Source organism: Nocardioides sp. Z30_9, assembly GCF_058215735.1.
On record NZ_JBZAJF010000002.1, the window covers coordinates 503519 to 522741 of the forward strand.

At 72.2% G+C, this 19223-nt stretch carries 17 protein-coding genes and 1 tRNA gene; 15 read left to right on the forward strand and 3 right to left on the reverse strand.

The features are described from left to right. Positions 1-36: 36 nt before the first annotated feature. The 9 genes from AC4BGB_RS13090 to AC4BGB_RS13130 all read left to right on the forward strand — a co-directional run bounded on the left by AC4BGB_RS13090 (position 37) and on the right by AC4BGB_RS13130 (position 9411). Positions 37-1323 carry a sensor histidine kinase gene (locus tag AC4BGB_RS13090; RefSeq protein WP_490547319.1) on the forward strand — a complete coding sequence of 429 codons (1287 nt, stop codon included), beginning with the start codon at positions 37-39 and terminating at the stop codon, positions 1321-1323. After that, the gene (locus AC4BGB_RS13095; RefSeq protein WP_490547320.1) at positions 1320-1985 is read left to right on the forward strand and encodes a response regulator; all 666 of its coding nucleotides are present in this window, start codon (positions 1320-1322) and stop codon (positions 1983-1985) included. Before AC4BGB_RS13090 ends, AC4BGB_RS13095 begins: the two co-directional genes overlap by 4 nt. A 114-nt stretch (positions 1986-2099) precedes the next feature. After that, positions 2100-2915: an ABC transporter ATP-binding protein gene (locus tag AC4BGB_RS13100; RefSeq protein WP_490547321.1), complete on the forward strand. Its 816-nt coding sequence runs from the start codon at positions 2100-2102 to the stop codon at positions 2913-2915. Positions 2916-2920: 5 nt separating this feature from the next. After that, positions 2921-4771, forward strand: coding sequence for an FtsX-like permease family protein (locus AC4BGB_RS13105; protein WP_490547322.1), 1851 nt, complete (start codon positions 2921-2923; stop codon positions 4769-4771). 62 nt (positions 4772-4833) lie between these two features. Continuing rightward, positions 4834-5517: an NAD-dependent deacylase gene (locus tag AC4BGB_RS13110; RefSeq protein WP_490547323.1), complete on the forward strand. Its 684-nt coding sequence runs from the start codon at positions 4834-4836 to the stop codon at positions 5515-5517. A 108-nt stretch (positions 5518-5625) separates the two neighbouring features. After that, positions 5626-6366, forward strand: coding sequence for a VIT1/CCC1 transporter family protein (locus AC4BGB_RS13115; RefSeq protein ID WP_490547324.1), 741 nt, complete (start codon positions 5626-5628; stop codon positions 6364-6366). 83 nt (positions 6367-6449) lie between these two features. Then, a complete protein-coding gene (locus tag AC4BGB_RS13120) occupies positions 6450-7676 on the forward strand; it encodes a Re/Si-specific NAD(P)(+) transhydrogenase subunit alpha (protein ID WP_490547325.1) in 1227 nt (408 codons plus the stop codon). Then, positions 7673-8026, forward strand: a complete 354-nt coding sequence (locus AC4BGB_RS13125) for an NAD(P) transhydrogenase subunit alpha part 2 (RefSeq protein WP_490547326.1) — start codon at positions 7673-7675, stop codon at positions 8024-8026. The genes AC4BGB_RS13120 and AC4BGB_RS13125 overlap by 4 nt, the downstream gene beginning before the upstream one ends. After that, positions 8023-9411, forward strand: a complete 1389-nt coding sequence (locus AC4BGB_RS13130) for an NAD(P)(+) transhydrogenase (Re/Si-specific) subunit beta (protein WP_490547327.1) — start codon at positions 8023-8025, stop codon at positions 9409-9411. The genes AC4BGB_RS13125 and AC4BGB_RS13130 overlap by 4 nt, the downstream gene beginning before the upstream one ends. 39 nt (positions 9412-9450) lie before the next feature. Here AC4BGB_RS13130 and upp read toward each other — a convergent pair whose 3' ends face one another. After that, positions 9451-10092, reverse strand: coding sequence for a uracil phosphoribosyltransferase (upp, locus tag AC4BGB_RS13135; RefSeq protein ID WP_490547328.1), 642 nt, complete (start codon positions 10090-10092; stop codon positions 9451-9453). Between the two features lie 97 nt (positions 10093-10189). On the opposite strand from upp, the gene AC4BGB_RS13140 reads away from it, so the two are divergent. The 3 genes from AC4BGB_RS13140 (at position 10190) to AC4BGB_RS13150 (ending at position 11285) form a co-directional block, all read left to right on the forward strand. Further along, positions 10190-10681, forward strand: a complete 492-nt coding sequence (locus AC4BGB_RS13140; RefSeq protein ID WP_490547329.1) for a tRNA adenosine deaminase-associated protein — start codon at positions 10190-10192, stop codon at positions 10679-10681. Between the two features lie 35 nt (positions 10682-10716). After that, complete coding sequence (locus AC4BGB_RS13145) at positions 10717-11157, forward strand: nucleoside deaminase (protein WP_490548438.1); 441 nt, start codon at positions 10717-10719, stop codon at positions 11155-11157. A gap of 38 nt (positions 11158-11195) precedes the next feature. After that, positions 11196-11285, forward strand: a tRNA-Ser gene (locus AC4BGB_RS13150). A 64-nt stretch (positions 11286-11349) separates the two neighbouring features. Here AC4BGB_RS13150 and AC4BGB_RS13155 read toward each other — a convergent pair. Then, the gene (locus AC4BGB_RS13155) at positions 11350-11808 is read right to left on the reverse strand and encodes an Lrp/AsnC family transcriptional regulator (protein ID WP_490547330.1); all 459 of its coding nucleotides are present in this window, start codon (positions 11806-11808) and stop codon (positions 11350-11352) included. 156 nt (positions 11809-11964) lie between these two features. On the opposite strand from AC4BGB_RS13155, the gene AC4BGB_RS13160 reads away from it, so the two are divergent. From AC4BGB_RS13160 to AC4BGB_RS13170, 3 genes are all read left to right on the forward strand, one after another. Beyond that, complete coding sequence (locus tag AC4BGB_RS13160) at positions 11965-14325, forward strand: thiamine pyrophosphate-binding protein (RefSeq protein WP_490547331.1); 2361 nt, start codon at positions 11965-11967, stop codon at positions 14323-14325. Between the two features lie 247 nt (positions 14326-14572). Then, entirely contained in the window at positions 14573-16741 is a 2169-nt protein-coding gene (locus AC4BGB_RS13165) for a SpoIIE family protein phosphatase (RefSeq protein ID WP_490547332.1), read from the forward strand. 57 nt (positions 16742-16798) lie between these two features. After that, the gene (locus tag AC4BGB_RS13170) at positions 16799-18040 is read left to right on the forward strand and encodes a glucose-1-phosphate adenylyltransferase family protein (protein WP_490547333.1); all 1242 of its coding nucleotides are present in this window, start codon (positions 16799-16801) and stop codon (positions 18038-18040) included. Positions 18041-18080: 40 nt separating this feature from the next. On the opposite strand, the gene AC4BGB_RS13175 is transcribed toward AC4BGB_RS13170, so the two are convergent. Further along, on the reverse strand, positions 18081-19151 hold the full coding sequence (locus AC4BGB_RS13175; RefSeq protein WP_490547334.1) for an NADH:flavin oxidoreductase/NADH oxidase: 1071 nt from the start codon (positions 19149-19151) through the stop codon (positions 18081-18083). Positions 19152-19223 lie beyond the last annotated feature (72 nt).

Here is a 19223-nt window from a genome sequence, read left to right on the forward strand (position 1 = left end):
GGCAGCCGCGCGGGCTCGCGCCGTAGGCTGCCGGGCGTGAGTCGTCGAGGCAACGGTCCTGTCCCCGGCCGGACCGGTGACTGGCTGGTCGCGGTCTCCTGCGCGGTGATCTCGGTCGCCGCGCTGGCGGCCGCGCCCGTGCTCGACGCGGCGGACCCCGTGTCGGCGCTGGTGCTGCCCGAGACCGGTGGGCTCGGCTGGTGGCTGGGGGTGGTGACGCTCCTGGTGCAGGGCGCCCTGCTGCGGTGGCGGCGTACGTCGCCCCGTGCCGTGCTGCTCGCCGTGGCCGCCGGCGTCCCCGTGGCCGCTGCCTGCGGACTGGGTGACGCGACCGGCGTGGCCACGTTGGCGGTGCTCGTCGGGGTGCTCTCGGTCGGGCTCCGGTACCCGGTCTCCAAGGCCTGGCCCGTGCTCCTCGGCGCCGCAGCACTCGTCGTCGCCGGCGTCACGGCGGCCGCGCTGCGGACCGGGGACGGTCCCGGCGCCGCCATCGGTGCGGGTCTGCTCCAGGGGCTGAGCACGATCGGCCTGCCGCTCGTGGTCGCGGTCCTCCTCGTGGCCCGCCGCGAGACCCGGCTGGCGCGGGAGAGCCAGGTCGCTGCGCTCGCCCGCGAGCGGGACGCGCTGGTGCAGGCCGCGGTCGCCCGGGAGCGCACCGCGATGGCCCGCGAGCTGCACGACATCGCGGCCCACCACCTCTCCGGGATCGCGGTGATGACCGCGGCCATCGGCACCCAGATCGACTCCGACCCCGCCGGCGCCAAGGACGCGGTCGCGCAGGTACGCCGGCAGAGCACCTCCGTGCTCCGCGACCTGCGGCGGCTGGTCGGCCTGCTGCGGGAGCAGGACGCCGACTCCACCGACCCCACCCGGACCCGCCCGGAGTCGCTGGCCGGCGTCTCCGCGCTCGTCGAGGACGCCACCGCGGCCGGCCGTGACGTCGGCCTCACCGTGCTCGGTGACTCCAGGACGACCGGTGTCGGCCCGCTCGCCCAGCTCGCCGCCTACCGGATGGTCCAGGAGGCGCTCTCCAACGCCGCGCGGCACGCACCCGGCGCACGCGCCGAGGTCGTGGTCGACCACCGCGACCCGCACGCGGTGCTGGTCTCGGTGCGCAACGAGGCCCCCGACGTGGCCCCGGCCCCCGCGAGCAGGGAAGGATTCGGGCTCGTGGGGATGCGCGAGCGGGCCGAGCTCACCGGGTCGAGCCTGGAGCACGGCTCCACGGCCGACGGCGGCTGGCAGGTCACGCTCCGGATCCCGCGGGAACACGACTTCGAGGCCGGCCCGGACGGGCCCGAGCGGGAGAGCGAGGACGCATGATCCGGGTCGTGGTCGCCGACGACCAGCCGCTGGTGCGCGCCGGGCTGGGCACCCTGCTGGGCGCCGAGTCCGACATCGAGGTGGTGGCGCTCGCCGCCGACGGGCACGAGGCGGTCGCGGCGGCGCGCAAGTGGCGTCCCGACGTCGTGTGCATGGACGTGCGGATGCCCGGGCAGGACGGCATCAGCGCCACCCGGGAGCTGTGCGGGCCGGGCGTCGCGGACCCGGTCCCGGTGCTGGTGCTCACCACCTTCGACATCGACGACTACCTGTTCGGTGCGCTCGAGGCCGGTGCGTCCGGGTTCCTGCTCAAGGACGCCGAGCCGGAGGTGCTGGTCGCCGCCGTACGCACCGTCGCCCGTGGCAACGGCACCCTCGACGACGCCCTGACCAAGCGGGTGCTGCGCGAGGTGGTCACCCGACGCGAGACCCGGTCGGTGACCGCGGGGCGCGCCTCCGAGCTGCTCACCGCCCGCGAGCTCGACATCCTGCTGCTCCTCGCCCAGGGCATGTCCAACGACGAGATCGCCGCAGAGCTGTTCCTGGAGACCTCCACGGTGAAGTCCCACCTGGCCCGGATGATGCCCAAGCTGGGCGTGCGTTCCCGGCTTCAGGCTGCAGTCTGGGCCTACCAGAACAAGGTCGCAGCAGTCCCCGACTGAGCCGCTTGCATCGAAGGATGCAACCTCACGATCTCCATCCAACGGCTCTCGCGGGACACCGGTGCGGATCCCTAGCGTCGAAGGCGTACCCAGACCTCGACCCAGGAGTCCCCGATGACTGCCTCCACCCCCGCCCACACCGGCACCACGGCCGGCACCCAGACCGGCACCCAGACCGGTGTCAGGACCGGCCCACCACCCACGTCAGGTGTCGCCGTCCGGCTGTTCGACGTGCACAAGCAGTACGACGGGGCCGCCGAGCCGGTGCACGCCCTGCGCGGCGTCTCGCTGAGCCTGCCCACCGGATCGTTCACCGCCGTGATGGGCCCCTCCGGCTCCGGGAAGTCCACCCTGCTCAACTGCGCCGCCGGCCTCGACGTCCCCACCAGCGGCCGGGTGGCCGTCGGCGAGCGCGACATCAGCACGCTCTCCCCGGACGCGCTGACCCGCTTCCGCCGCGAGCACGTCGGCTTCGTGTTCCAGTCCTACAACCTGGTCGCGCACCTCAGCGTCGCCGACAACGTGCAGCTCCCGGTGATGCTGGCCGGTCACGAGCCGGACCTGCGCTGGCAGGCAGAGCTGCTCGACGCCGTCGGCCTGTCCGGGATGGAGGACCGACGCCCCGGCGAGCTCTCCGGCGGGCAGGCACAGCGGGTCGCGATCGCACGGGCGCTGTTCTCCCGGCCGACGGTCGTCTTCGCCGACGAGCCGACGGGCGCGCTCGACTCGCGCACCGGCACGGTGGTGCTGGCGCTGCTGCGCGAGACCGCCCGCCGGCTGGGGCAGACCGTGGTCGTGGTGACCCACGACGCGCAGGTCGCCGCCACCGCGGAGCGGGTGCTCTTCCTCGCCGACGGCCACCTCGTCGACCAGCTCGAGGACCCGACCGCCGAGCAGGTCACCGCCCGCATGCTCGGTCTGGGGCGGTGAGCACGATGTGGCGTCTGGCTCGCTCCGGGGCCCGGGCACATCTGCCCGCGCTGGCCGGAACCTTCCTGGTCCTCACCCTCGCCGGCCTCCTGCTCTCGGGCACCGGTGCCCTGATCGAGGCCGGCACCCGCGCCGGCGAGGACGGCGCGATGCTGGTCGCCCTGGCCACGTCGTTCTCCGGGACGGCGGTGCTGCTCGTGGTCTTCGTCGTCTCCGCGACCGTCTCGCTCAGCCTGCGCCAGCGGCAGCGTGACTTCGCCCTGCTGCGCGCGGTCGGTGCGACCCGCCAGCAGGTACGACGACTGGTCGGCTACGAGGTCGTGCTGATCACCCTGGTCGCCGCACCCCTCGGCGCCGTACCCGGCCTGCTCGGGGTCCGGCTGCTCACCCCGATGCTCGCCGACGGCGAGATCGTGGACCCCGGCTTCGAGATGGCCATCACGCCCATCCCCGTCCTGGGGGCGACGCTGCTCCTGCTGCCGGTCGCATTCGTGGCCGCCCGGCTCGCGACCCGCGAGACGCTGCGCACCCCGCCGACCACAGCCGTCCGCCAGAGCGTGGTGGAGCCGGCCGGCATCGGGCCGGTCCGCCGGACGGCGGCCGTCGTCGTGGCGGTCAGCGGGCTCGTCGCCGCGTTCAGCCCACTGGTGGTGCCCGGCGCGATCGGCAGCGCCGCGGCCGCGGTCTCGGCGTTCCTGCTGGTCGGCGCCGCCGCCCTCGGCGGGCCCGTGCTGGTGGCGTGGGTCCTCGGCGCCACCGGCAGGGTCCGGGGCCGACCGGCCACCCGGCTGGCCCTGGCCAACACCCGTGGCTTCTCCCGCAGGCTGACCACCGCGGTGGTCCCGCTCGCCCTGGTGATCTCGGTGGGTGCGGTGCAGAGCACGGTCGACGACACCGTCTCGGCCGCCGCTGTCCGGCAGCTCCAGGACGGTCTGCGCGCCGACCTGGTCGTCACCGGCGGCGACCTCGAGGACCGGCTTCCCGAGCTCACGGCGCTTCCCGGCGTCACCTCGGTGGCCCCGTTGGCGACGGTCCCCGCGGAGGTGCGCGTCGATGACGAGGACGTCCCCGGGTTCTCCGCACTCTCCTGGGAGGCCGTGCAGGCCCGCGCCCTGCCCGCCGAGGGCGTGCACAAGACGCTCGACCCCGGGGTCGTCGAGGGCGACCTCGACCGCCTGGACGAGAAGGACACGGTCGCGATCAGCCGGGACGCCCGCCTGGAGAGCGGCAAGGACGTCGGCGAGAAGCTCATGCTCCGCTGGGGCGACACCGAGTCCGCAGCGACGGTGGTCGCCGTCTACGACCGCGGCCTGGGCTTCGGTTCCTACCTCGTCGGCGAGGGCACACCCACGGCCCACGGGGTCGAGGTGCAGCCCGACACGGTGCTGGTCCGCACGAGCGGCCCCGGCGCCGGAGCCGCGGTCGAGGACCTCGGGCTGACCGCACTCACCGAGAGCCAGTACGTCGACGCCGCGACCGTCGAGGGCGACGCCGGCCGCGACCTGTCCACGTTCCTGCTGCTCGCGCTGCTCCTGTTCGTGGGCATCGCCGCCGCGAACGCCCTGGTGCTGACCACGGCCGGACGGCGTGCCGAGCTCGACCTGCTGCGGCGCACAGGCGCCACCCGCCGCCAGCTGCTGGCGATGGCGACGGTCGAGGCGGTGGTCGCAGGCCTGGCGGCGTGGGTGATCGGCACGGTCGCCGTCGTACCCGCGGTCCTCGGTGTCAGCGGCGGGCTGCTCGGCGCCGCGGTGCCGCCGGTCGACCTGGTGTCCTACGCCGTCCTGACCGGAGCGGTCCTGCTGATCCCGCTGCTCACCGTGGTGCCGGTGGTGGCCCGAGCCGTTCGCAGCTAGGGCGATCAGGGTCCGGGCCGCAGGGGATCCGACCTGCCGGCCCGGACCGATAGCCTGCGCTGGTGAAGGTCGTCGTGCTCACCGGTGCCGGGATCTCGGCCGAGAGCGGCCTGCCCACCTTCCGCGACGCCGACGGTCTCTGGCACGGCCACGACCCGATGACGGTGGCCACCCCGGAGGCCTTCGCGTACGACCCGGAACTGGTGCAGCGGTTCTACGACGAGCGCCGGGCGGTGCTCGGGCGGGTGCAGCCCAACGCCGCCCATGTCGCGCTGGCCCGGCTCGAGGAGCACCTCGGTGAGGACCTCTACCTGGTCACCCAGAACATCGACGACCTGCACGAACGGGGTGGCTCCCGCCAGGTGCACCACATGCACGGTCGGCTCCGCGCGGCCTGGTGCAGAGCGTGCGACCGGCGCTTCGACTGGGACGGCGACCTCGGGAACCGTCCCCCTTGCCCCGCGTGCGGAAGCCGGTCCCTGCGGCCCGACATCGTCTGGTTCGGGGAGGTCCCCTACGGCATGGACGAGCTGCAGCAGGCGGTCTTCGACTGCGACCTGTTCGTCGCCATCGGCACGTCCGGGACCGTCTACCCCGCAGCCGCGTTGGTGCACTACGCGATCGGCAACGGGGCCGACACCCTCGAGCTCAACCTGGCGGCCGACCCGTTCAGCGACTTCGCCCAGGTGCGGCAGGGACCTGCCACCGAGCTCGTGCCGGCCTGGGTCGAGGAGATGCTGGCCTGACCCGTCCGGCCTGACCCGTCCGGCCTGACGAGCCCGGGGGTTCGGGCCGGAGTGAGTGGAGCCTCGCCTTCGTTGCGGGGCCTCCTCCGGGGCGGGAGCATGGTGGTCATGTCTTCCCCTCCCGCCGTACAGGTCCCGCCCATCGGTGGGCACGCGGACGAGCCACACTCGGAGTCGGTGAGCGGCAAGCTCAACGCGCTGCGCGCGGCGGTGCTCGGCGCCAACGACGGGATCGTCTCCGTCGCGGGACTGGTGATGGGCGTCGCGGGCGCCACCACCGACCGGCAGACCATCTTCGTGGCCGGGCTCGCCGGGCTCGTCGCGGGCGCGATGAGCATGGCAGCGGGGGAGTACGTCTCGGTGAGCACCCAGCGTGACGCCGAACGGGCCCTGATCGAGAAGGAGACCCGCGAGCTCGCCGAGGAGCCGGAGGACGAGCTGGCGGAGCTGGCCGAGCTCTACCGCCAGAAGGGGCTCAGCGCCGACCTCGCGAAACAGGTCGCCGTCGAGCTGACGGGCGGTGACGCCCTGCGCGCGCACCTGGACATCGAGCTCGGGATCGACCCGGACGAGCTGACCAACCCGTGGCAGGCGGCCTGGGCCTCGTTGATCTCCTTCACCCTCGGCGCCATCCTCCCGCTCGTCACCATCCTGCTGTTCTCGCCCAGCCTGCGTGCGGTGGTGACGGTGGCCGCGGTGACCGTCGCGCTGGCCCTGACCGGCTTCACCAGCGCCAAGATGGGCGGCGCCAGGCTGCGCCCGGCCGTGGTCAGGAACGTGTGCGGTGGGGTGCTGGCGATGGCGATCACCTACGGCATCGGGCACCTCGCCGGCGTCGGGATGGCCTGAGGCCGCACCGACCGGTGAAGTTTCCGGTGTGACCGCGATCTCAAAGCCCGGAACGGTCACTGCGGTCCACTAGGTTCTGACGCGTGAAGATCGCTGTGGTGAGGGAAGTCCGTGACGGTGAGTCGCGGGTCGCGATGGTCCCTGAGCTGGTCGGGAAGCTGACCGCTCTCGGCTACGAGGTGCTGGTGGAGCCCGGTGCGGGTGTCCGCGCGGAGTACGCCGACGAGCTCTACGCCGACGCCGGCGCCGTGCTCACCGACGACGCGCTGACCGAGGCCGACGTCGTGCTCGGCGTGAACGCGCTCAGCATCGACCGCGCCCGGCGGCTGCGTGAGGGGACCGCCGTGCTGTCCTTCCTCCCCGTCGGCTCCTCCCACGACCTGGTCGTGGACCTGCGCGACCTCGGCGTCACCGCCTTCGCCCTGGAGTTGGTGCCGCGCATCTCACGGGCGCAGTCGATGGACGCGCTGTCCTCGCAGGCGCTGGTCTCCGGCTACCGCTGCGCGATCGTGGCTGCCGGGCTGCTGCGCCGCTTCTTCCCGCTGAACATGACGGCCGCGGGCACCGTGCAGCCGGCGCAGGTGGTCGTGCTCGGCGCCGGTGTCGCCGGCCTGCAGGCGATCGCGACCGCCAAGCGCCTCGGCGCGGTGGTGCAGGCCTACGACGTACGCGCGGCCGCGGCCGAGGAGATCCGCTCCATGGGCGCCAAGGCGATCGACCTGCAGCTCGAGACCCTCGAGGGCACGGGCGGCTACGCCCGGGAGATGAGCGAGGACCGCGCGCAGCGCCAGATGGACGCGCTCGCGCCGTACATCGCCGACGCGGACGCGCTGATCACCACCGCCGCCGTCCCCGGACGGACCGCGCCGATGCTGGTCACCGCCGAGATGGTGGAGCAGATGAAGCCCGGTTCGGTGGTGGTCGACCTCGCGGCCGAGACCGGCGGCAACGTGCAGGGCTCCGTGCCCGGCAAGGTCGTCCGGATCGGCCACGCGCAGGTCTGGGGCGGGGCCAACGTGCCCTCGCAGATGCCCGGCCCGGCCTCCAAGCTCTACGCCCAGAACCTCGTCAGCCTGCTCACCCTGATGACGCGCGACGGTGGGTTCGACCCCGACTTCGAGGACGAGGTGGTCGCCGGCTCCGCGGTGACCCATGCCGGCCGGATCGTGCACGAGCCGACCCGGGAGGCCATCGAGGGACCGCTCACGCCCGTGACGGAGCCGTTGCGGGCTGAGTCGTCCGGGCCACCCGGGAGCGGCCTCGGCAGCGAACAGCTCGATCTCCCCTACGACTCCGAGGACGACAAGTGAACGACGCCACTGTCTGGCTGACGATCTTCATCCTCAGCGTCTTCGTCGGTGTGGAGGTGATCTCCAAGGTCTCCTCGACCCTGCACACCCCGTTGATGTCGGGGGCGAACGCCATCCACGGGATCATCCTGCTCGGCGCCATCATCGTCACCGGTACCACCGACAACACCTTCGCCCTCGTGATCGGGCTGATCGCGATCGTGCTCGCGGCGGTGAACATGGTCGGCGGGTTCGTGGTGACTGACCGGATGCTGCAGATGTTCGTGCGCAAGCGGAAGAAACCGGTTTCGACAGGCTCGACCGGCGGAGCGAACGGTTCGACCGGCGGAGTGAACGGGGTGACCAGGTGAGCACTCCTCCGATCTGGGTCCAGCTGGTCTACCTGGCCTGCGCCGTCTGCTTCATCCTCGCGCTCAAGGGTCTCTCCGGCCCGAAGACCGCCCGCACGGGCAACCTGATCGGTGCCGCTGCTGCCGTGGTGGCGTGCGTGGTGCCGTTCCTCTACCTCGACCTGGACCACGTCCCGCTGATCGTGGGCGCGATCGCGGTCGGCACCATCGGCGGTGTCGTCGGCGCCCGGCGGGTGCAGATGACCCAGATGCCGCAGATGGTGGCGCTGTTCAACGGCGTCGGCGGCGGGGCTGCGGCCCTGGTCGCGCTGCTGGAGCTGCGCGAGATCGTCGAGCACGGCAGTGACGTCAACTGGTTCGTGCTCGCCGCGACGGCCTTCACGATCTTCGTGGGCTCGGTCTCCTTCTCCGGCTCGGTGGTCACCTTCGCCAAGCTGCAGGAGCTGATGTCCTCGGCGCCGCTGGTCTTCCCCGGCCTCGCGCTGGCCTTCGGCGTGGGCCTGGTCGCCGGGGTGGGCCTGTCCACCCAGCTGGTCCTCGACCCGGCGATGTGGGTCGGCGTCGTGCTGGGCCTGGTCGGCCTCGTCTTCGGCCTGCTGCTGGTGCTGCCGGTCGGCGGTGCCGACGTACCGATCGTGATCTCGCTGCTCAACGCGTTCACCGGTCTCACCGTGGCCGCCGGCGGCTACGTGCTCGGCAACGTCGTGCTCCTCGTCGCGGGCACGCTCGTGGGTGCCTCCGGCACGTTCCTGACCATGCTGATGGCCCGGGCCATGGGGCGCTCGGTGGCCAACATCCTCTTCGGCGCGCTGAAGGGTGGCTCCACCCTCGGCGCTGGCGAGGCCTCGGACCGCCCGGTGAAGTCGGCGAACCCCGAGGACGTCGCGATCATGCTCGGGTACGCCGACCGGGTCATCGTCATCCCCGGCTACGGGCTGGCCGTCGCCCAGGCGCAGCACACCCTGCGCGAGCTGGTCGACGTGCTCTCCGAGCGCGGTACCGAGGTCGACTACGCGATCCATCCCGTCGCGGGCCGGATGCCGGGTCACATGAACGTGCTCCTGGCCGAGGCGCAGGTGCCCTACGAGCAGCTCAAGGAGATGGACGAGATCAACGGCGACTTCAAGGACGCCGACGTCGTCCTGGTCGTGGGCGCCAACGACGTGGTCAACCCCGCGGCGAAGACCAGCCCCGGCGCGCCGATCTACGGGATGCCGATCCTCAACGCCGACGAGGCCAAGCAGGTCGTGTTCATGAAGCGGTCCATGCGGCCCGGGTTCGCCGGCATCGAGAACGAGCTGCTCTTCGAGGAGAACACCACCCTGCTCTTCGGTGACGCCAAGGACTCCATGGGCAAGCTGCTGAACGCCGTCAAGGCCCTCTGAGCCCGGGCGCCCGGTACTGCCCGGGCGCCTTGCAGAGCCCTAGTGGGCCAACCCGTACAGCCGGTCGCCGGCGTCGCCGAGCCCCGGCACGATGTAGCCGCGCTCGTCGAGGCGCTCGTCGAGCGCGGCGGTCACGACCGTGACCGGCACCTCGAGCCCGTCCAGCTCGTTCTCCAGGTTCTGCACGCCCTCGGGGGCGACCAGCAGGCAGATGCAGGTGATGTGGTCTGCTCCGCGGTCGGTGAGGAACCGGATGGCCGCCGCGAGGGTCCCGCCGGTGGCCAGCATCGGGTCCAGGACGTAGCACTGGCGGCCCGAGAGGTCGGCCGGCAGGCGCTCGGCGTACGTCGAGGCCTGCAGCGTCTCCTCGTTGCGGACCATGCCCAGGAAGCCGACCTCGGCCGACGGCATCACCCGCATCATCCCCTCGAGCATGCCCAGACCGGCCCGCAGGATGGGGACCACGAGCGGGCGGGGCCGGGAGAGGCTGACGCCCTGGGTGGGTGCGACAGGGGTGTGGATCTGCACCGCCTCGACGCGGACGTCGCGGGTCGCCTCGTAGGCCAGCAGGGTCACCAGCTCCTCGGTGAGGCGCCGGAACTCGGGCGAGGCCGTCTCCTTGTCACGCAGCATCGTCAGCTTGTGGGAGATCAACGGGTGGTCAACGACGTGCAGGCGCATGCGTACACGGTAGTGGTCCGCGTGCTGGCGTTGGTCTGCGCGCTGTGGTCTGCGAGGATTGCAGCGAGCATGAACTGCATCCGGAAGGTGGTGCGCCATGGCACAGGTGTCTGACGCCGGGGCTGGCGAGGTCGACCTCGCCGTCGTCGCCTACCGCGACGAGGGCACCTGGAACCTCGCCGAGCTTCCGGAACGTTCTCTCGACGACGTCGAGACGATCGCGAGCGAGCTGCGTCGCTACCCCGGTGAGAACGGCGCGCTCGCGCTGATCTCGGTGGCCGAGGACTTCGTGCTCCTGGTGCGCGCCCAGGGGTCGCTGGTCCGGGTGCTGCTCTCCGACGCGACGGCCGCGACCGACTGGAGCCTGGCCCGCTCGGCCGTCGACCACCTCGGCGTGCACGTCGACGACGAGGACGACCAGGAGCCCGCCGGTGACCTCGGGATCTTCGAGGACATGGGGATGTCGGCGCGGGAGATGGGCGCGCTGCTCGACGACTACGACCTCTTCCCCGACGAGATCCTCAGCGACCTCGCTGCCACGGCGGGCTTCGGAGCGAAGTTCGACGAGCTGGTCGGCATCGACGGGTGAGCCCGACCCTGGGTCAGGGCGCCTGGGAGCCCGCGATGCGCGCCGCCCTGGCGCAGGCACGGCTGGCGGCCCCCTCGGGCGACGTGCCCATCGGCGCGGTCGTGGTCTCGGACACCGGTGAGCTCATCGGTAGCGGGCACAACGTCCGCGAGCGCGACGGTGATCCCGCCGGGCACGCCGAGATCCTGGCGCTCCGCGCAGCGGCAGCCGCACGCGGCGAGTGGCGCCTGACCGGCTGCACCCTGGTGGTCACGCTGGAGCCGTGCACGATGTGCGCCGGAGCGGCGGTCCTCGCCCGCGTCGACCGGGTCGTGTTCGCGGCGTACGACGAGAAGGCGGGCGCGGTCGGCTCGCTGTGGGACGTCGTACGGGACCGTCGGCTGAACCACCGCCCCGAGGTGATCGCCGGAGTTCTCGCCGAGGAGAGCACCGCCCTGCTGCGCGGGTTCTTCGACGCACAGCGCCAGTCGCCCTGATTTCAGCCGCACCGAGGGCGTCCGGTAGCCTTCCCGGCGGTGGCGTGTCCGAGCGGCCTAAGGAGAACGCCTCGAAAGCGTTTGTTGGCGCAAGTCAACCGAGGGTTCAAATCCCTCCGCCACCGCCAATGTGATGTCGCAAGACGTCGCGGACTCCCGAACTCACGACCTGGGTTCGGGAGTCCTTGGTTTTCAGGGGGTCGAGCGTTCGCCCCGGCGCCAGGAGTCGAGCACCATCAGCGTCTTCGTGCCGATCACGTTGCCGTCGCGCCGGACCTGGTCGATGAGCCGGTGCAGGTGCTGGAGGCTGGCGATCCGGAAGTGGACGATCGCGTCCGGGTCCCCGGCCACCGTGTAGATCGCGATCACCTCCGGGATGTCCTTGGCCGACGCGGTGATCGCCTCGACCTCGGTGCTCCCGGTGAACCGCAGCTCGGCGAAGGCCTCGATCGTCTCTCCGAGCTGGCTCTCGTCGACCAGTGCCGTGTAGCCGGTGATCACCCCGCGTCGCTCGAGCCGCTCGATCCGTCGCCGGACCGGGCTCGGCGAGAGGTTCACGATGTCCGCGATCTCGCGCACTGTGCGGCGCCCGTCCTCGATCAGCAGGTCGAGGATCTGGCGATCCACGTGGTCGATCTCCAGGGACGGCATGAGGCCGATCCTAACGCTCAGAGGGCGGAAAGATGCGTGGAAAGAATTCTCAGCGCTTGAAAGCGGCAGACAATGGCGTTTTGGGTTCTCACATATTGCGCACGATCCGGCGACGTACGACGTTGAGCCGTGAACCCCACGCCGATCGGAGCACCCATGGCCTCGCTGGACACCTCGACGCTGCACTCGAGCCTTCGCACTGCGGACCCTGCCTCCGCCGACCTGGAGGCCCTCCAGGAGATCGCCAGGCGGGTGCTCTGGCTCTCCACGGCGATCGTGGACGCGGCCAACCGCGGCAGGCCGAACGAGTCCGGCGTGAAGGTGGGCGGGCACCAGGCCTCCAGCGCCTCGATGGTCGACATCATGGTCTCCCTGTGGTTCTCCGAGCTCACCAACCTCGACCGGGTCTCGGTGAAGCCGCACGCCTCGCCCGTGCTGCACGCGATCAACCACCTGCTGGGCGACCTGGACGCGAAGTACCTGCCGACGCTGCGGACCAAGGGCGGTCTCCAGTCCTACCCGAGCCGGCGCAAGGACCCCGACACCGTCGACTTCTCGACCGGGTCGGTGGGCATCGGCGCGACGGCGGCCCTGTGGGCGGCGATGTCGCACCGCTACGTCAGCTCGCACTTCTCCAGCGCCCCCGCGGCCGGCCGGTTCGTGAGCCTGCTGGGAGATGCCGAGCTCGACGAGGGGGCGATCTGGGAGGCCGTGGCCGACCCCTCGGTGGCACGGCTCGGTGAGCTGCTGTGGATCGTGGACCTGAACCGGCAGTCGCTGGACCGGGTGGTGCCCGACGTCCAGATCCACCGCCTGATGGGGATGTTCGAGGCCGCCGGGTGGCAGGTGATCACGCTGAAGTGGGGCCGGGCGATCGCCGAGCTCTTCGGTCGTCCCGGCGGCGAAGAGCTCCGCCAGCGGCTCGAGGAGATGCCGAACGAGGAGTACCAGCGGCTGCTGCGGGTCGACGCCGGCGAGATCGCCGAGCGGATCGCCGGTGCGCACGCGGGGGAGGGGCTGCGCAGCCTGCTCGCCTCGCTGCCGGCCGAGGAGCTCGCCCACGCCGTCCGGGACCTCGGTGGTCACGACATCGGGCTGCTGCTCGACACCTACCGGACGCTCGACGAGACGCGGCCGAGCGTGATCTTCGCCTACACCGTCAAGGGCCGCCGGCTCCCGACCGAGGGGCACCCCAACAACCACTCCGCCCTGCTGACCGGTGACCAGATGCAGGAGCTCGCCCGCGCCTGCGGCACCGACCTCGACGACCCGTGGGCGAGCCTCCCGCCCGGCTCAGCGGCCGCGCGGCTGTGTGCGGCACGCGGCGAGGTGATGGCCCGCCCGCCCGTCGTGGCCCGGCCGACCGTGGCGGTCCCGAGCCGGCTCTCTCGCGCGCACAAGGCGCCCATCTCCACCCAGGCCTCGCTCGGCCGCTTCCTCGGAGACCTCAAGCGGGCTGCGCCCGAGGTCGCCGACCGGGTGGTGACCTGCAGTCCCGACGTCGCGTCCTCCACCAACCTCGGCGGCTGGATCAACAAGACCGGGGTCTGGTCCGTCGCGGACCGTCTCGACTGGTTCGCCGACGACGCCGAGCGGGTGCTGAAGTGGTCCGAGGTCACCAGCGGGCAGCACATCGAGCTCGGCATCGCCGAGGTCAACCTGGTGAGCCTGCTCGGCGAGCTCGGCGCCACCTGGTCGCGCTGGGGTGAGCGCCTGATCCCGATCGCGACGCTCTACGACCCGTTCGTGGCGCGGGCGCTGGAGCCCTGGTCCTACGGCATCTACTCCGGTGGCCAGTCGATCATCGTCGGTACGCCGTCCGGGGTGACGCTCGCGCCGGAGGGTGGGGCCCACCAGTCGATCACCACCCCGTCGATCGGCCTGGAGCAGCCCGAGTGCATCGCCTGGGAGCCGGCCTTCGCGCAGGACCTCGAGTGGACCATGCTCGCCGCGATGTCCAGGGTCGGCATCGAGGGCGGGACGTCGTCGTACTTCCGGCTCTCCACCCGCCCGATCGACCAGGCACTGGCCGCCGTACCCGAGGACGAGCTGCTGCTCGAGCGACGGCGCCAGCAGGCCGTCGCGGGCGGTTACCGCATCACCGGCCACGACCCGGCGACGGAGCAGGTCACGCTCGTGGGCGTGGGCGCGATGATGCCCGAGGTGATCGAGGCGGCCGCGGCACTGGAAGGCCAGGGCGTGCGCGCCGGCGTGGTCTGCCTGACGAGCCCGGACCTCCTCTTCCGCTCGTTCCAGCAGCGCGGCACCGTCGGGTCGGCCCGGGGCGACGACATCCTCGGCACGCTGTTCCCGAGCAGGTTCCCGGCGCCCATCGTCACCGTGATGGACGGCCACCCGCACACGCTCTCGTTCCTCGCCGGTGCCCGTGGGGACCGGATCCGGTGCCTGGGCGTCAGCGACTTCGGGCAGTCCAGCAGCCTCGACGACGCCTACCGCATCCACGGGATCGACGTCGGTTCCATCGTCGACGCCGCCCTCACGATCACCGGTCGCTGACCGCCACCCGGCCTCACGGCCCGGCCCGGTGCGGTCGTGGCCAGGTGGAAGAGACGGTCGCGGTCTCGCATCATCACCCGCCCCGGTGCTGATTGCCGGCGACGCCCGCTAGGGTGCTCCCCACACCACGGCCGGGTCCCCTGGTCGAGGCCGCCCCCCGCACCCTCGAAGTGAGTTCGTCATCCAGTCCCCCACCGGCCCTGAGTCGCCGTCGCCGAGCGACGGCTCATCGCGACCTGCGGACGCCATGCCGGACCTGATGGTCCACCTGACCGAGACGATCACCTCGAACCTGGACCTGCGCGGCGTCCTGCAGACCGTCACGGACGCGGGCACGAGGCTCTCCGGCGCCAAGTTCGGCGCCTTCTTCTACAACGAGGTCGACGCCAGCGGCGCCAGCTACCACCTCCACGTGCTCTCCGGGGCCGACGGCGAGCAGTTCTCGGCGATGCGCGCACCCCGCATCACCGCGCTCTTCGAGCCCACGTTCACCGGCACCGGCACCGTGCGCATCCCCGACCTCGCCCTCGACGAGCGCTTCGCCGGCCTCCCTCCGGGCCATCTCGCGCTGCGCAGCTACCTGGGCACCCCCGTGGTCGGGCGCAACGGTGCCCCGATCGGCGCCCTGCTGTTCGGGCACCCGGAACCAGACGTCTTCGGTGAGCAGATCGAGCAGGCGATCGCGGTGGTGGCCGCCCACGCCGCGGTCGCGGTGGAGAACGCCCGCCTCTTCGAGGCCGAGACGGCCGCACGCCAGCTCGCCGAGGAGCGCGCCCAGAGCCTGGAGCTGCTGCAGGAGATCACCTCCCGCCTGGCCATGGCGCTGAGCGAGGACGAGGCCCTGGACGCGATGACCGACACCTTGAAGCGGCTGCTCGGGATCGAGCGGATGGGCGTCTACCGGCTCGAGGGGGAGGGCTTCCGAGCACTGCGCTCGAAGTACCCCAACGGGATCCCGGCGGCGGTCCAGGAGGACCTCGCCAACAACGCCCACTTCGGCTGGGTGCCGCTGACGGCCCCGAGCCTGGGGCGCGACGCCGTCCTCACCGGCGAGATCGTCACCGTCTCGGACCGCGCCGAGCTCGCCGAGCGCTACCCGACCCTGGTCGGCGACCTTCCCGGGATCGAGGCGGCCGCGGCGCTGCCCCTGCGGATCAGCGACTCCCGGATCGGGGCGATCGCGCTCACCTGGACCCGCGCGAAGCAGTTCAGCGACAACGACCTGAGGATGCTGTCCGCGGTGGCCGAGCAGCTCGCCGGCACCCTGGAGCGCACCCGCCTCTACGCGGCGGAGAAGCGTGCCCGGGTCGAGCTGAGCCAGCACGTCTCCGCCCTGACCGAGGCCTCGCGGACGCTCCAGCGCTCGCTGCTGCCCAGCGAGCTCCCGCCGTCCGAGCACGTCCAGGTCGCGGTCCGCTACGTGCCCGGGGCAGCGGACGCGGAGGTCGGCGGTGACTGGTACGACATGGTCGTCTCGCCGAGCGGCCGCGTCACCCTGGTGATCGGGGACGTTCAGGGCCACAGCTTCTCCGCGGCGGCGGTGATGGGCCGGGTCAGCACCGCCCTGCACGCCTACCTCCTCGAGGGCCACCCGCTCGACGTCGCGCTGCGCCGGGTCAACCCGATGGTGGAGCAGTCGGGGCTGCTGGTGACCTGCTGCCTGATGTCGCTGGACCCGGTGACCGGCGAGGTGCACACCGCACGCGCCGGCCATCCGCTGCCGATCTTCGCGCGCGGGGAGCGGGTCGGCGAGGTCGGATCGGAGTACGGCGGCCCGCCCCTGGGGGTGTCCACGGACCATGCGGAGTGGACCGTCGACGTGGGGATCGCATTGCCCGGCGACCGGCTGGTGCTGTTCACCGACGGGCTGGTCGAGCGCCGGGACTCCGACATCGACGTCCAGGTCAAGGAGCTGGTCTCGGTCGTGGCGGACGGCCTCGACGTGGGGACCGAGGCGGCCGCCGACCTGGTCCTCTCCCAGATGCGGCCCCACCACGGCGACGACGTCGCCCTGCTCGTCGCCGACTACGTCGGGTCCGAGCCGACGGCCTCGGCCTCGTTGGCCGTCACCGGCGCCGAGCACGTCGCCGCTGCCCGTGCGTTCACCCGCGAGCAGCTCAGTGCCTGGGGGGTGGTCGGGCACAGCGCCGACACCGCGGTGCTGCTGGTCAGCGAGCTGGTCACCAACGCGCTGCTGCACGCTCGCGGACCGGCGTACCTCGAGCTGTTCCGCTCCGCCGACGTGGTCCGGCTGGCGGTGACCGACCTGGTGCCGCACGAACCCACCAGGGAGAGCCCGGACGACCAGTCCACGCACGGCCGGGGGGTCCTCCTGGTCGAGGAGCTGGCCCAGCGGTGGGGCGTGGAGCCGTCGGGGCCGGGCAAGACCGTGTGGGCCGAGCTGACCTGCAGCTGAGCGGCTGCCTTTCACCGGCGGCGCGGTGGCAGCCAGCGGGATGCCACGATGGGGCCCATGGACAAGTCGAGGATCCTGGCCATCATCCAGGCAGGCGGCGCCGGCGGGCGCATGGACGTGCTCACCCTGGAGCGGGCCAAGCCCGCGCTCCCGTTCGCCGGCAGCTACCAGCTGCTCGACTTCCCGCTCTCCAACCTGGTGAACTCCCGGATCGACGACGTCTGGCTCTCGGTGGCCTACCAGGCCTCGGCGCTGCAGGACCAGGTCTCCAACGGGCGCCCCTGGGACCTGGACCGCACCCGTGGGGGCTTCCGTCTCCTGGTGCCCCAGGAGGGCACCGGCTCCCTGGACGAGGAGGGCTTCGCCAAGGGGAACGCCGACGAGCTCTACCGGCTGCGTGACCAGATCCGCAGCGCCGACCCCGACCTCGTCCTGGTGATGAGCGCCGACCACATCTACCGGCTCGACTATCGCGATGTCGTGGACACCCACCGGGAGAAGGGTGCCGAGGTCACGGTGGTCACCACCGACCTGGCCGGGACCTTCGGTGAGGATCCCGGCGAGCACGCCGTGGTCGAGGCGAACCGTCTGGGCCGGGTCACCTCGTTCGAGTACAAGCCCGAGAAGCCGGCGTCCACGACGGTCGCCACCGAGGTGTTCCTCTACGAGCCGGACGTGCTCATCGAGGTCCTCGAGACGCTGCACCGGGAGCAGTCGGACGAGCCCGACGAGGGGGACGACGGCGAGGGCGACTCCGGGCTGGGTGACTTCGGTGACCTGCTGCTCCCGCGCCTGGTCGAGCGGGGCAAGGCCTACGTCCACCAGCTCGACGCCTACTGGCGCGACCTCGGCCAGCCGCACCACTACCTCAACGCACACCTCGAGCTGCTCGACGGGGACGCCGGGCTGTTCCGGCGGGACTGGCCGCTCGCGACCCAGCAGCCGCAGCGCGAACCTGCCCGGGTGCTCGAGGACGCTCGGCTGTCCCAGGCCCTGCTCAGCTCCGGGTGCGTGGTGGCCGGTGAGGTGTCCCGAAGCGTGCTCGGCCCCGGGGTGGTCGTCGAGGCCGGCGCCAGGGTCAGCGAGAGCATCATCTTCGCCGACACCGTGATCCGCAGCGGCGCCAGCGTCACCCGCTCGATCGTCGACTCCGGCTGCGAGCTGCTCGACGGTGCCGACGTGGGTGATGAGTCGGTGGAGCTCGAGGACCCCGACGCCATCCCGATCGTCGGCCGCGACAGCCGGGTCAGCGTCTCGCTCCCCTCGGGGTCGCGGCTGCCCCCGGGCACCACCGTCTAGGTGGCCGGGGCCGGCGCGCGGCGCCGGCCCCGGACCGGACTCAGCGCCAGTGGGCGCGGGTGTACTGGTCGGGCCAGGGTGCGTCCGCGGCCGCGACGCCGAGCTCGTGCGCGGCGCGCAAGGGCCAGGCCGGCTCCCGCAGCGCGGCCCGGGCAAGCAGTACGACGTCTGCCTCGCCGTTGGCCACGATCTTCTCCGCCTGCTCCGGCTCGGTGATCAGGCCGACCGCGCCCGTGGGCACCCCGGCCGTCCGGACACCGGCGGCCAGCGGGACCTGGTAGCCCGGCTCCACCGGGATCGACGCGGGTGCGTTGCCGCCCGAGGAGACGTCGACGAGGTCGACCCCCCGCTCCTTCAGGAGTACGCCGAGCCGGGTGCTCTGCTCGAGGTCCCAACCACCTTCGACCCAGTCGGTCGCGGAGATCCGCACCAGCAGCGGGGCGGTGTCCGGGAGGACGCGGCGCACCGCCTCGACGGTCTCCAGCAGCAGCCGGACCCGGTTCTCGAACGATCCGCCGTAGGAGTCGTCGCGGCGGTTCGAGAGCGGCGAGAGGAACTCGTGCAGCAGGTAGCCGTGCGCGGCGTGGATCTCGACGGTGTCGAACCCGGCATCGATCGCGCGCCCGGTGGCGGCGGCGAACGCGGCGACGACGTCGTTGATCTCCTCGACCGAGAGGGCGGCCGGCTCGTCGTACCCGGGGAAGGGGACGGCCGAGGGGGCCACGGTCTGCCAGCCGCCGTCGGCGACGGGGACCGATCCGGAGGTCTCGGCCCAGGGACGGTAGGTGGAGGCCTTGCGGCCGGCGTGCGCGAGCTGCACGCCGATCGCGGCGCCCTGTCCGTGCACGAAGTCCACGATCCGCCGCCATGCGGCGACCTGGGTCTCGTTCCAGATCCCGGCGTCCTGCGGGGAGATCCGCCCCTCGGGCACGACCGCGGCCGCCTCGGTGAGGACCAGGCCGAACCCGCCGGTCGCGCGGGCGCCGAGGTGGACCAGGTGCCAGTCGTCGGGGACGCCGTCGGTCGCGGAGTACTGGCACATCGGTGCCAGCCAGACGCGGTTGCGGACGGTCAGTGAGCGCAGCGTGATCGGGTCGAACAGGGTGGACAAGGGGTTTCCTCCAGAGGGTTGGATGTCTTGGACAACCAACTGGCCCGGATTCCTGTTCCCTCCCGGCGTGGT